Annotated in this window: 13 protein-coding genes; 2 read left to right on the plus strand and 11 right to left on the minus strand. The window is 72.4% G+C overall.

All coding sequences use genetic code 11. The features are described from left to right. The 6 genes from MLV88_RS00005 to mutY all read right to left on the minus strand — a co-directional run. Positions 1–125 (minus strand): GTP-binding protein (locus MLV88_RS00005; protein ID WP_242356372.1); only part of this gene is annotated, 125 nt, incomplete at its 3' end. A 33-nt stretch (positions 126–158) separates the two neighbouring features. After that, on the minus strand, positions 159–2,252 hold the full coding sequence (fusA, locus tag MLV88_RS00010; protein WP_242341482.1) for an elongation factor G: 2,094 nt from the start codon (positions 2,250–2,252) through the stop codon (positions 159–161). Positions 2,253–2,423: 171 nt separating this feature from the next. Beyond that, positions 2,424–2,894 (minus strand): 30S ribosomal protein S7, encoded by a 471-nt coding sequence (gene rpsG, locus MLV88_RS00015; RefSeq protein WP_012096690.1) that lies wholly within the window; start codon positions 2,892–2,894, stop codon positions 2,424–2,426. Positions 2,895–2,914: 20 nt separating this feature from the next. Next, entirely contained in the window at positions 2,915–3,286 is a 372-nt protein-coding gene (rpsL, locus tag MLV88_RS00020) for a 30S ribosomal protein S12 (RefSeq protein ID WP_242341481.1), read from the minus strand. 166 nt (positions 3,287–3,452) lie between these two features. Continuing rightward, complete coding sequence (locus MLV88_RS00025) at positions 3,453–4,592, minus strand: class I SAM-dependent methyltransferase (RefSeq protein ID WP_243336522.1); 1,140 nt, start codon at positions 4,590–4,592, stop codon at positions 3,453–3,455. A 54-nt stretch (positions 4,593–4,646) separates the two neighbouring features. Further along, positions 4,647–5,798: an A/G-specific adenine glycosylase gene (gene mutY / locus MLV88_RS00030; protein WP_243336524.1), complete on the minus strand. Its 1,152-nt coding sequence runs from the start codon at positions 5,796–5,798 to the stop codon at positions 4,647–4,649. Between the two features lie 89 nt (positions 5,799–5,887). Here mutY and MLV88_RS00035 point away from each other — a divergent pair, with 89 nt between their 5' ends. Beyond that, positions 5,888–6,742, plus strand: coding sequence for a DUF1206 domain-containing protein (locus MLV88_RS00035; RefSeq protein ID WP_242361681.1), 855 nt, complete (start codon positions 5,888–5,890; stop codon positions 6,740–6,742). Between the two features lie 79 nt (positions 6,743–6,821). Here MLV88_RS00035 and MLV88_RS00040 read toward each other — a convergent pair whose 3' ends face one another. After that, the gene (locus MLV88_RS00040) at positions 6,822–7,427 is read right to left on the minus strand and encodes a Fe-Mn family superoxide dismutase (protein WP_242356481.1); all 606 of its coding nucleotides are present in this window, start codon (positions 7,425–7,427) and stop codon (positions 6,822–6,824) included. A gap of 334 nt (positions 7,428–7,761) precedes the next feature. Here MLV88_RS00040 and mtgA point away from each other — a divergent pair, with 334 nt between their 5' ends. Continuing rightward, positions 7,762–8,634 carry a monofunctional biosynthetic peptidoglycan transglycosylase gene (gene mtgA, locus MLV88_RS00045; RefSeq protein WP_242340015.1) on the plus strand — a complete coding sequence of 291 codons (873 nt, stop codon included), beginning with the start codon at positions 7,762–7,764 and terminating at the stop codon, positions 8,632–8,634. A 14-nt stretch (positions 8,635–8,648) separates the two neighbouring features. Here mtgA and MLV88_RS00050 read toward each other — a convergent pair whose 3' ends face one another. The 4 genes from MLV88_RS00050 to MLV88_RS00065 form a co-directional block, all read right to left on the minus strand. Further along, positions 8,649–9,596: a hypothetical protein gene (locus MLV88_RS00050; protein WP_242340016.1), complete on the minus strand. Its 948-nt coding sequence runs from the start codon at positions 9,594–9,596 to the stop codon at positions 8,649–8,651. A gap of 126 nt (positions 9,597–9,722) precedes the next feature. Further along, positions 9,723–10,661, minus strand: coding sequence for an NAD-dependent epimerase/dehydratase family protein (locus MLV88_RS00055; protein WP_242356486.1), 939 nt, complete (start codon positions 10,659–10,661; stop codon positions 9,723–9,725). Between the two features lie 27 nt (positions 10,662–10,688). Continuing rightward, positions 10,689–11,630 carry a UDP-glucuronic acid decarboxylase family protein gene (locus MLV88_RS00060; RefSeq protein ID WP_242361683.1) on the minus strand — a complete coding sequence of 314 codons (942 nt, stop codon included), beginning with the start codon at positions 11,628–11,630 and terminating at the stop codon, positions 10,689–10,691. Positions 11,631–11,642: 12 nt separating this feature from the next. Then, the gene (locus MLV88_RS00065) at positions 11,643–11,834 is read right to left on the minus strand and encodes a ribbon-helix-helix domain-containing protein (protein WP_242340019.1); all 192 of its coding nucleotides are present in this window, start codon (positions 11,832–11,834) and stop codon (positions 11,643–11,645) included. Between the last annotated feature and the right edge of the window lie 49 nt (positions 11,835–11,883).

Genomic DNA, 11,883 nt, shown 5'->3' on the forward strand with positions numbered 1-11,883 from the left:
GCGCGGCCCTTCGTCGCGCAGTACTTCGTGATGGCGGCCGTCAGCGTCGTCTTGCCGTGGTCGACGTGACCGATCGTCCCCACGTTCACGTGCGGCTTGCTGCGCTCGAACTTCTCCTTGCCCATGACTTCCTCTCTTTCCTGTCCGAGGTCTGGCGGCTACTTCGTGGCCGCAGCGGTGCCCTTCGCCTTGGAGACGATGGTCTCCGCGATGTTGCTCGGGACCTGCGCGTAGTGCTTGAACTGCATCGAGTAGGTGGCGCGGCCCTGCGTCTTGGAGCGGAGGTCGGTGGCGTAGCCGAACATCTCCGCGAGCGGCACGAGCGCCTCGATGATCTGGACGCCCGTCCCGGGGTTCATCGACTGGATCTTGCCGCGGCGCGAGTTCAGGTCGCCGATGACGTCGCCCATGTAGTCGTCGGGAGTCGTGACCTCGACCGCCATGATCGGCTCGAGCAGGATGGGCTTCGCCTTCGCCGCGCCATCCTTGAAGCCCATCGAGCCGGCGATCTTGAACGCCATCTCGGACGAGTCGACGTCGTGGTAGCTGCCGTCGAAGACCTCGATCTTGATGTCGACCACCGGGTAGCCGGCGAGCACGCCGCTCGTCATGGCCTCCTCGATGCCCTTCTGGATCGGGGAGATGAACTCCTTCGGGATCGAGCCGCCGACCGTGGCGTTCACGAACTCGAAGCCCTTGCCCGGCTCCTGCGGGATGAGGCGCAGCCAGCAGTGGCCGTACTGGCCGCGGCCGCCGGTCTGACGGATGTAGCGGCCCTCGGACTCGACCTGCTTCGTGATGGTCTCGCGGTAGGCGACCTGCGGCTTGCCGACGTTCGCCTCGACCTTGAACTCGCGGAACATGCGGTCGACGAGGATCTCGAGGTGGAGCTCGCCCATCCCGCCGATGATCGTCTGGCCCGTCTCCTCGTCGGTGTGGACGCGGAAGGACGGATCCTCCATCTGGAGGCGGTTCAGCGCGACGCCCATCTTGTCCTGGTCGGCCTTCGACTTGGGCTCGATGGCGACGTGGATCACCGGCTCCGGGAACTCCATCCGCTCGAGGATGACCGCGGCCGACTCGTCGCAGAGCGTGTCGCCCGTCGTGGTCGCGCGGAGGCCGACCGCCGCGGCGATGTCGCCCGCGTAGACCTCCTTGATCTCCTCGCGCTTGTTGGCGTGCATCTGGAGGAGGCGGCCGATGCGCTCCTTCTTGTCCTTCGTCGCGTTGTAGACGTAGGAGCCCGCCTCGAGCTTGCCCGAGTAGACGCGGAAGAACGTGAGGTTCCCCACGAACGGGTCGTTCATGATCTTGAACGCGAGGGCCGCGAACGGCTCCGAGTCGGCGGTGGCGCGCGTGACCTCGTCGCCCTTCGCCGTCACGCCCTTCACCGCCGGGACGTCGAGCGGGCTCGGCAGGAAGTCGACCACTGCGTCGAGGATCTGCTGGACGCCCTTGTTCTTGAAGGCCGTCCCGCAGATGACCGGGAAGAACTTCATCTCGAGCGTGCCCTTGCGCAGGCCGCGGAGGAGCTCCTCCGCCGTGAGCGGGTGGCCGTCGAGGTACTTGTGCATCAGGGCGTCGTCGACCTCGGCCGCGGCCTCCTCGAGCTTGGACCGGTACTCGGCGGCCTGCTCCCGGAGGTTCTCCGGGATCTCGACCTCCTGGTACTTCGCGCCCATCGTCTCATCGTCGAAGGTGATGCCCTTCATCTTGATGAGATCGACCATGCCGCGGAACTTGTCCTCCGCGCCGATCGGGATCTGGAGCGACACCGGGCGGGCGCCGAGCTTCTGCTGGATGGTCTGGACGGCGCGGAAGTAGTCGGCGCCGATGCGGTCCATCTTGTTGATGAAGCAGATGCGGGGGACCTTGTACTTGTCCGCCTGCCGCCAGACCGTCTCGGACTGCGGCTGGACGCCCTGCACCGCGTCGAACACCGCGCACGCGCCGTCGAGCACGCGGAGCGAGCGCTCCACCTCGATGGTGAAGTCGACGTGCCCGGGGGTGTCGATGATGTTCAGCCGGTGCTCGCGCCAGAACGCGGTCGTCGCGGCCGACGTGATGGTGATGCCGCGCTCCCGCTCCTGCTCCATCCAGTCCATGACGGTCGTGCCCTCATGGACCTCACCGATCTTGTGCGTGACGCCGGTGTAGAAGAGGATTCGCTCGGTCGTAGTCGTCTTGCCGGCATCGATGTGCGCCATGATGCCGAAGTTGCGATAACGCTCGAGTGGACTGGTGCGGGGCATCTGTTCGTTCCTTCGAATCCTTCGTGCGTGCGCAAGACCGGTCCGCCGGATCCCTCCGGCGACACCGCGTTACCGACCGAGCTGTCAAAGAGCGAAGCGGGTCCTACCGTGCTCGAGAACCCCGGCCGGCAGCGCCGACCCCTGCTCTTCCTCGATCCTCCTCCTACCCTCTCACCACCGGTAATGCGCGAAGGCCTTGTTGGCCTCGGCCATCTTGTGCGTGTCCTCGCGCTTCTTCACCGCGTTCCCGCGGTTGTTCGCAGCGTCGATGATCTCGCCGGCGAGCTTCTCCTGCATCGTCTTCTCGCCGCGGGCCTTCGAGTAATCGATCAGCCAGCGCATTGCAAGCGCGGTGCGCCGATCCTGGCGGACCTCGACCGGCACCTGGTACGTCGCGCCGCCGACGCGGCGGCTCTTGACCTCGACGACGGGCTTCACGTTGTCGAGGGCCTTCTTGAAGATCTTGAGCGGATCGTCCTTGAGCTTCTGCTCGACCTGGTCGAACGCGCCGTAGATGATGCGCTCGCCGGTGGACTTCTTCCCCTCGCGCATCAGGTTGTTGACGAACTTCGCCACGATCCGGTCCTGGAACTTCGGATCGGGCAGAATCTTCCGCTTCTCGACTTCGCGACGACGAGGCATCGGACCTTATCCTTCTCGAGCTAGCTCGGGCGCTTCGCGCCGTACTTCGAGCGGCTCTGCTTGCGGCCCTGCACGCCGACGGCGTCGAGGGTCCCGCGGACGATGTGGTAGCGGACGCCCGGGAGGTCCTTCACGCGGCCACCGCGGATGAGGACCACCGAGTGCTCCTGCAGGTTGTGGCCCACGCCGGGGATGTAGCTCGTCACCTCGAAGCCGTTCGTGAGGCGAACGCGGGCGACCTTGCGGAGCGCCGAGTTCGGCTTCTTGGGCGTCGTCGTGTACACGCGCGTGCAGACGCCGCGCTTCTGCGGCGACTCCTTGAGCGCGGGCGCCTTCTTCTTCGTGAGGAGCTTCTCGCGCCCCTTGCGCACCAGCTGGCTGATCGTCGGCATCTTGAGCGAGCTCTTTTCCCAACAAAAACGCGCCGGAATCGTGGAACCGGGCGCGTGTGGACAAATCCCGTCTTAAGGGCGGCGGATTATACGGGTGCGCGTTCGAGAGTCAAGCCCTTCCGCGCGCTTGCGCTCGGCGGCCAGGGAACGTTCGCGCGAAGGAGGGTCATTCCCCGGCGCGGGGCGAGCAGAGCACGTAGTGGAAGACGTCCCGCCTGCCGTGCTCGCTGTACCCCCAGTGCTCGTGCAGCTCGTGGAACCGGATCTCGAACCCCGCACGGTCGAGCTGGCGGGCGAGCGCCTCCCGGGACGGGAACCAGCGCGATTGGCCGTCCCAGTTCACCCACACGTCGGGCCGATAGAGCGGCAGCCCCTGCCCTTCCCATACCGAGCCCGCGCCCTTGATCCCGAAGGCGAAGAATCCGAGCTCTTGCCGGGGGGCGCGAGGAAGCTGCGCCCCCCGGTCCCCCGCTGGCGCGCCGGCGAGCAGCAGCCGGCGCACGAGCGCGTAGATGCGAGCGAGCTCGCCGGACGAGAAGTAGTGCAGGCTCGAGTACGAGTAGACGAGGTTCGCGCCGGCCGCGGGCGTGTCCGGCCGCTCGAGCACCTCGGCAAAGTCCCCGGCCACGAGCGCGGGGACGACGGGCGGCGGCTCGCGGTCCACGCGCGCCTGGAAGGCGGCGAGCGCGTCCTGCGAGACGTCGACGCCCGCGTAGCCGTCCACCCCCGGCGCACCGAGGAAGCCGAAGGCGTCGTTCCCCACGCCGCAGCCGAGCTCCAGGACGCGCAGGCGCACGCCGCGCGCGCCCAGCTCCTCGAGGAGCCGCCACACGAGCGGGTTCGGCTCGCGCACGCGAGTGAACCCGTAGGCGAGCTGCGGCTCCCGGTAGAGGCGCTCCCAGTCGAAGCGCAGGTCGAGCATGAAGCGGGCGTAGGCGAGCGCGTCGCGCTCGCGCCCGGCGGCGAGGAGCGCGTCGAGGACGGCGAGCAGGAATCCCGGCAGATCGAGCGCGTCGCCGTGCTCGGCGCGCGCGAGCCACAGCGCCGTCGCGAGATCGCCCGAGCGGGCGGCCACGAACTCGGGCACGTGGCGCGCGAGGCGCTGCTGCGCCGGGGAGAGCCGCGCGACGCGCGGCGCGAGCGCGGCGCGGAGCGCGTCGGCGCCGCCGGGCGGCGCGGCCGTCCCCCACTCCGCCGGCAGCCCCAGCGCGGCGACGTCGGCCGAGAGCGCCGCGAGCACGCGCTCCGGATCGCCGAACCCCGAGTCGAGGAGCAGGTCGCGACGGCGCGTGAAGTTGGCGGGCATCGGCCTCGTGATAGCGCGCCGGGGGCTCCGCCGCACCTCCGGCGGGCAGCGCCATCAGACGGCGCCGCGGCCGCGCGCGGGCTCGACGCGCGCTCCCGCCTCGCCGCGGGCGACCCCGGACGGGCGCGCCGGCCAGCCCGCGGCCGCGAGCAGCGCGCGCGTCGCGGCGGAGAGGCCGATCCCGTCGAGCGTGCCGGGCGGCGCGAGCCGGACGTCGTCGCCGGGCGCGAACGCCCCCGGCACCTCGCAGGCATACGCGCGGAGCGCGAGGTCCCGGTGCGTGAGCGTGCGCTCGACCTCGGCGAGCAGCGCGCCCACCGCGCCGACGCCGAAGCGCGCCCGCAGCGTCCGCCGGAGCGCGGCCGCGCCCTGCCGCTCGGTCGCGCCGGTCACGTCCACCGCCGGCAGATCCCACAGCCCGCCGAGCAGCCCGCCCGGCGCGCGCCGCACCAGCACGAGCGCCCCGCCCACCTCGGCGACGGCGCACGCGACCGCTGCCGCTCGCCGCGCACCCCGCCGCCGGGCCGGCGGGATCTCCGCTGCGCGGCCGGCACCGTGAGCGGCGCAGGCACTCCGCACGGGGCACCGCGCGCAGGCCGGCGCGGGCTTGCGGCACAGCGTCGCCCCGAGCTCCATCAGCGCCTGGTTGAAGTCGCCGGGCCGCTCCTCGGGGACGAGCTCGCCCGCGAGCGCCCACAGGGCGCGCTGCACCGCCGGCGCGCCCGGCTCGCCGTCGACGCAGAAGAGCCGCGCGACGACCCGCGCCACGTTCCCGTCCACCGCCGCGGCGGGCAGCGCGAACGCGATGCTCGCGACCGCGCCCGCGGTGTAGGGGCCGAACCCGGGGAGCGCCCGCAGGGCCTCGACCGAGCCCGGCAGTCCACCGTGGCGCGCCAGCGCGGTGCGCGCGGCGGCGAGGAGGTTCCGGCAGCGCGCGTAGTAGCCGAGCCCGCTCCAGAGCGCGAGCACCTCGTCCTCGTCCGCCGCGGCGAGCGCGGCGAGCGTCGGGAAGCGCGCCACGAAGCGCTCGAAGTACGGCACCACGGTGGCCACCTGCGTCTGCTGGAGCATGACCTCCGCGAGCCAGACGCGGTACGGATCCGCGCCGTGCTGCGCGGCGCGCCACGGCAGGGAGCGGTGGCCGGCGTCGTACCAGGCGAGGAGGCGGCGGCGGAGCGCGGCGCGGCGGCCCGGCGGGACGATCACGCGGCCGAGGGTACGGCCGCCCTGCGGAGCGGGTCAAACGCGGGCGCCGGCGGGCGGGCGGGCGGCGGAGTGGCCAGCTTGAACGCCGGATGCGCGGCGCGGGCGAGGTCTGGTCGGAGGTGGAGCGGGCGGGCGATCGCTCGGCGAGGCGCCCGTGGGTTCGGGCGCTCGCGCGAGCGGGGTTCGCCGCGAAGGGCGCCGTGTACGCCGTCATCGGCGCGCTCGCCCTCCGGCTCGCGCTCGGCGAGGGCGGGCGGGCCACCGACTCGAAGGGCGCGCTCGCCACGCTCGCGCAGGCGCCGCTCGGCGGCGCGCTCGTCGCGGCGCTCGCGATCGGGCTCGTCGGCATGGCCCTCTGGTTCGAGGTCCAGGCGATCGCCGATCCGGACGGCGAGCGCCGGCGCGGCGCCTGGGCGGTCCTGTCGCGCGTGGGACAGGCGATCGGCGGCCTCGGCTACGTCTCGCTCGCCCTGGCGGCGGTGCGCCTCGCCTCCGGCGGCCGGGCCGGTCCGAGCGGGAACGCAGCGGCGCGCAGCTGGACTGCCCGCGCGCTCGAGCTCCCGGCCGGCCGCGTGCTCGTCCTCGCGGCCGCCGCGATCGTGGTCTTCGTGGGGGCGCGCCAGATCTGGACCGGCGTGCGGCGGAAGTTCCTGAAGCACCTCGACCTCGCGCGCGCCGGAGCCTGGGTGCGGCGCTGGGCGGCGCCCCTCGGCACCCTCGGCTTCACGGCGCAGGGCGTGGTCTTCGTGCTCGTGGGCCTCTTCTTCGCGCAGGCGGCGCTCGAGGGGGATCCGCACGAGGCGACCGGTTTCGACGGCGCGCTCGCGACGCTGGCGCGCCAGCCGTACGGGGCCGTGCTCCTCGGGGCGGCGGCGCTCGGCCTCCTCGCCTACGCGGCGTTCGCGCTCGTCGAAGGCCGCTACCGGCGCCTCGGCGCGCGCTGACGGGTCGAGGCCCGGACGACGAGGCCCGGACCGCTGGTGCGATCCGGGCCTGGCGGCGCGGCGGGGGCGCAGCTCCCGTTCAAACTATCCGCTTCTCGATCGTCTCCCAGCTCAGGTTCTTGAAGAACGCGTCGACGTACTTCGCGCGCTCGGTCGCGAGGTAGTCGCGCATGAACGCGTGCTCCCACCCGTCCATGACGAGGACGGGCTTGAAGCCGACCGGCACGTTGTCCTGGTGCAGGTTGATCCAGTGGTTCGAGAGCCAGCCGGTGGACGGATCCTGGAAGGTCATCGCCCAGCCGACGCCGGGCATCGTCGCGATCGCGCGGAAGTCGGCGAGCCAGGTCTCGTACTTCCCGAACGAGGCCTCGAGCGCCTTGCGCAGCTTCCCGCCGGTGGGCGGCTCGGCCTGGGCGCCCGGCGCCAGGTTCTCGAAGTAGTACTCGTGGTTCACCATCCCGCTGTACTCGAACCCGAGGCGCCGGGTGAGCTCGGCGAACACCGGGTCGGCGCCGGAGGCCTTGCCGTCGTTGCAGATGCCCTGGAGCTTCTCCGTGAGCGCGTTCGTGCGCTTGACGTAGCCCTCGTAGAGCTTCAGGTGCTCCTCGATCTGCTTGTCCGAGATGCCGGTGAGCCCCCGGACCTTGGAGTAGTCGCGCGGGGTGTAACGCTTCACGTCAGCCATGTTCCCTCCGTGGGCCTGCGGGCCGTGAGCGGCCGTACGGTGCCGTTTTCGGTGAGCGGGAGGTAGCGGTGGGTCCCGGATGCGTCAAGGCGCCGAACGGGGGCCCGAACGGGATCACCATTCACGGTGAGGCAACGTCGTCACCGTGACGCCGGCCGAAGGCCCGCCCGCGAGGTCCCTCGCCTCGCGCTCCGCGACGGCGTCTCTGCGCCGCGCGGCGGCGCCTCCGTAGGAGGGACGCGTCCGGCCGGCGCGCGCTCGCGGCGCGGCGTCGCCGCAGTCCCGCGCGGCGCGCCTGGCCCCCGCGTCCCTGCGGGTGCTATAGGTCCGCCGCATGCCATCCCGGGCTCACGCCCCCGGGCGCCGCGTCCGCCGCCTCGCCCTCGCCCTCCTCGCCGTCGTCCTCGCCGCAGCCGCCGCGCTCGGTGGCCTCTGGCTCGCCACGCCCGACCCGCGCCCGCTCGCCCGCGAGAACCCGCGGACGACGGCGCTCATCGCGCAGCGGCAGGCGGAGGCGAAGGCGCGCAGGCACTCGTTCCGGCCCCGGCAGGTGTGGGTCGGCCTCGATCGCGTGTCCCCGCGGCTCGTCGAGGCGGTGCTGGCCTCCGAGGACGCGAACTTCTTCGGGCACGAGGGGCTCGACTGGGAGGCGATCCGGCTCGCCGCCGAGCACGACCTCAAGGAGCGCCGGTTCGCGCGCGGAGCCTCCACCCTCACGCAGCAGCTCGCCAAGAACCTCTGGCTCGGCACCGAGAAGAGTCTCCTGCGCAAGGCGAAGGAGGCGGTGCTCGCGGCGAAGCTCGAGCACGCCCTCTCGAAGCGGCGCATCCTCGCGCTCTACCTGAACGTGGTGGAGTGGGACGACGGCGTCTTCGGCGCCGAGGCGGGGGCGCGCGCACGGTTCGGCGTCTCCGCGGCGTCGCTCTCCACGGCGCAGGCCGTCGTGATGGCGTCCATCCTGCCTGCGCCGCGGCGGGTGGACCTCGCGAACCCGTCCTCCTGGCTCAAGCACCGCTCGCGGCGCCTCCTCGACCGCCTGCGCGCGGCCGGCCGCGTGACCGCCGAGGAGCACCTCCGCGCGAGCAGCGAGCTCGAGCGGATCCTCGCCGGTCCCACGCCGGCCGACGACCTCGAGGAGCCGCCGGAGGACGACGCGCCGCTCGCGCCCGCCCCGGTCGCGACGAGCGCCGAGCCGGGCGAAGGTTAAGGCAGCCTGTCGCGCTACGGGAGCGTCAGGTCGGCGAAGAGCGCCGGGACGAACGCGCAGGCGCCCTCGTACCCGGCGAGCGGGTCGTCGTCGTAGAGGAGCGAGAACCCCAGCGCGGCGCCGCTCCAGCACTCGCTCGCGCGGTACTGCAGCCCGGCGGACACCCACGCGGCGTCACCGCGGCCCGCCCCGGCCGCGTCCCAGCGCGAGCGGAGCGACAGGTTCCGCGGCGTGGCCTCGAGCGTCTGGAGCGCGACCTGCAGGTCGCCGCCCGCCGCAGTCGCGCGGAAGGCGTACACCGCGTCGAGGCGGACCGGGTCGTCCGGATCGCGGCTGCGCGCGCCGAGCGCGGTCGCGTCCACCCGGACGGCCTCGCGCGCGTCGTACGCGACCTCGAGGCGGCCGAAGTCCTCCTGCTGCCATCCCGCGGCGTGGTCCAGCGCGGCCGCCGCGTCGAAGTCCACGGCGAACGAGCCGCTGCCGCGAGACGGGAGCGCGCCCGGGTGCGCGACGCCCGCCACGATCGGCGCGAACGCCGCGCGCGCGTCCGAGCCCCGGCGCGCGTCGAGCAGGTACGACCAGCCCGTGCCGTCCCGGCGCGCCACGAGGCGCCACACGTTCAGCCCCTCGCGATCCGTCCAGGGCCCCCAGGTGCACGACGCGACGTCGCAGGTCGTCGGCGGCAGCGAGGCGACGGCGCGAAGCCGTCCGAGGGTCCAGGCGACGCCGGCGTTCACGGTCGTCGCCGCCCAGAAGGTCGTCCGGGCGTAGCCCGACCCGAACGTCGGAGCGGCGGCGACCACCTCAGCGGTGGTGGCCGTCGGCGAGGGGGGCGGCGCCGGGGAGGCCATCCGGATCGCCGCCTCCTCGGGGAGCGCGGTGCGGAGGCCGTCGGCGTCGGTCTGCACCGCCGCCTCGCACGCGGCGAGGAGCACTGCGGCGAGCGCGAGCGTCGTCCTCATCGTCTCCTCCTGCCGGATCCGCGGGCGCGCGGCCCCTGGCGTGGCCGAGCATGCCAGCGCGCGGAGGTGGCAGGGAAGGCGACGATGTGGGAGGGCGGCGCGAGCCCCGCCGCCCGGGTCACCAGGTCACGCGGCCTTGCGACGCGCCGCGAACCACTCGAAGGTGCGCGCGAGCCCGTCCGCGAGCTTCACCTCCGGCCGCCAGCCGATGGCCGCGGCGGCGCGCGCCGGGTCGATGCACGAGCGCTTCTGCTCCCCGAGGCGCGCCGCGGCGTGCTCGGCGGGCCGCTCGGAGCGGGCCGCCCGCGCGATGTGCGCGTAGAGCTCGTTCACGTCGGTCTCCACCCCGGTGCCGACGTTGAGCGGCCCGTCGTACCGCTTCTCCGCGGCGAGCAGGTTCGCGCGCGCGACGTCGCCGGCGAAGACGTAGTCGCGCGTCTGCCCGCCGTCCCCGAAGATCGTGCAGGGGCGGCCCTCGAGCAGGCGCCCGCAGAAGATCGCGACCACGCCCGCCTCGCCGTGGGGATCCTGGCGCGGGCCGTAGACGTTCGAGTAGCGCAGCGCGGTGAAGGGGATCCCGTAGTTCGCCCGGTACACGCCGAGGTACAGCTCGCTCGCGGCCTTCGCCGCGCCGTAGTGGGAGACGGGCAGCTGCGGGTGGTCCTCGGGCGTGGGCACGCGCTCGGTGTCGCCGTAGGTGGCGCCGCCGGAGGAGGCGAAGAGGACGTGCTCGACGCTCTTCGCCTCGACCGCGCCCTGCATGAGGTTGAGGAGGCCGCCGATGTTGACGTCCGCGTCGAAGCGCGGGTCCGCCATCGACCGGCGGACGTCGATCTGGGCGGCGTGGTGGCAGACCACCTGCGGTCGCTCCTGCTTCAGGACCTCGAGCGCGGCCGCGCTGCGCACGTCCACCGGGTAGAAGCGCGCCGCGGCGGGCACGTGCTCGCGCTTGCCCGACGAGAGGTCGTCGAGGACCGCCACGTCCCAGCCCGACTGAAGGAACAGATCGGCGATGGTCGAACCGATGAACCCCGCCCCGCCCGTGATGAGAATCCGCTTCGCCACCTCGCCTCCCTCCCGTTCACCCGACGTTCAAACCCGCTCGCGGAACCAGGCGATCGTCCGCCGCATTCCGTCCTCGAACCCCACCCTCGGCTCCCAGCCCAGGACCTCCTTCGCGCGCGTGATGTCCGGCCGCCGCACGCGCGGGTCGTCCTCCGGGAGCGGCTCGTGCACGATGGGACAGTGGCTCCCGACGAACCGCTGCACCGCCTCGGCGAACTGCAGGACGGTCATCTCGTGCGGGTTCCCGATGTTCACGGGATCCTGGAAGCGCGCGTGCAGGAGCCGCCAGATCCCTTCCACGTTGTCGTCCACGTAGCAGAAGCTCCGGGTCTGGGTGCCCTCGCCGAACACGGTGATGGGCTGCCCGCGGAGCGCCTGCGCCACGAAGGTGGGCACGATCCGCCCGTCGTCCAACCGCATGCGGGGGCCGTAGGTGTTGAAGATGCGGGCGATGCGGACGTCCACCTTCTCGTAGCGGCGGTAGGCGACGGTGATCGCCTCGGCGAAGCGCTTGGCTTCGTCGTAGACCGCGCGGGGGCCGATGGGGTTCACGTTCCCCCAGTACGACTCGCGCTGCGGGTGCTCGAGGGGATCGCCGTACACCTCGGACGTCGAGGAGAGCACGAAGACGGCGCCCGCCCGCTTCGCGAGCCGCAGCGCGTTCTCGACGCCGTGCGAGCCGACGTGCAGCGTCTCGAAGGGGTGCTTCAGGTAGTCGATCGGCGAGGCGGGAGAGGCGAAGTCCAGGACCGCGTCGACGGGCCCGGTGAGCGCGTCGAGGGGCTGGCAGATGTCGCCCTCGACGAAGTCGAAGCGAGGCTCGCGGGAGAGGTGCTCGAGGTTGCGCCGCGTGCCCGTGATGAAGTTGTCCATCCCGGTGACGCGCCAGCCCTCCGCGAGGAGGCGGTCGGTGAGATGGCTGCCGATGAACCCTGCCGCCCCGAGGACGACTGCGCGCTTTTCGCTCATTCGTGGGGCAATCTACTTCTTGGCGCCGAGGTCATCGAGCGTCAGCTGGCCGGGGAGCGCCTGGCGGTACTTCTCGAGCACCAGATCGATGCCCTGCCGGATGTACTCGGCGACGGGCACGCGCGTGCGCTCGTGCAGGAGCTTGAGGCGCTCGTTCTGCTCGGGCGTGATGTAGACGGTCGTCGAGATCTTTTTCCGGGCCATGGCGGCTCCGGCGAACCTATGTGACCATCGGTATAGTGTCAAATAACGC

It is taken from the genome of Anaeromyxobacter soli, from assembly GCF_022808855.1.
GTDB lineage: Bacteria > Myxococcota > Myxococcia > Myxococcales > Anaeromyxobacteraceae > Anaeromyxobacter > Anaeromyxobacter soli.

Excerpts from the sequence above, each read along its gene's own strand:
- fusA (WP_242341482.1), bottom strand. The coding sequence starts at position 2,252 with ATGCCCCGCACCAGTCCACTCGAGCGTTATCGCAACTTCGGCATCATG.
- rpsG (WP_012096690.1), bottom strand. The coding sequence starts at position 2,894 with ATGCCTCGTCGTCGCGAAGTCGAGAAGCGGAAGATTCTGCCCGATCCG.
- rpsL (WP_242341481.1), bottom strand. The coding sequence starts at position 3,286 with ATGCCGACGATCAGCCAGCTGGTGCGCAAGGGGCGCGAGAAGCTCCTC.
- MLV88_RS00025 (WP_243336522.1), bottom strand. The coding sequence starts at position 4,592 with ATGCCCGCCAACTTCACGCGCCGTCGCGACCTGCTCCTCGACTCGGGG.
- MLV88_RS00035 (WP_242361681.1), top strand. The coding sequence starts at position 5,888 with ATGCGCGGCGCGGGCGAGGTCTGGTCGGAGGTGGAGCGGGCGGGCGAT.
- MLV88_RS00040 (WP_242356481.1), bottom strand. The coding sequence starts at position 7,427 with ATGGCTGACGTGAAGCGTTACACCCCGCGCGACTACTCCAAGGTCCGG.
- mtgA (WP_242340015.1), top strand. The coding sequence starts at position 7,762 with ATGCCATCCCGGGCTCACGCCCCCGGGCGCCGCGTCCGCCGCCTCGCC.
- MLV88_RS00050 (WP_242340016.1), bottom strand. The coding sequence starts at position 9,596 with ATGAGGACGACGCTCGCGCTCGCCGCAGTGCTCCTCGCCGCGTGCGAG.
- MLV88_RS00060 (WP_242361683.1), bottom strand. The coding sequence starts at position 11,630 with ATGAGCGAAAAGCGCGCAGTCGTCCTCGGGGCGGCAGGGTTCATCGGC.
- MLV88_RS00065 (WP_242340019.1), bottom strand. The coding sequence starts at position 11,834 with ATGGCCCGGAAAAAGATCTCGACGACCGTCTACATCACGCCCGAGCAG.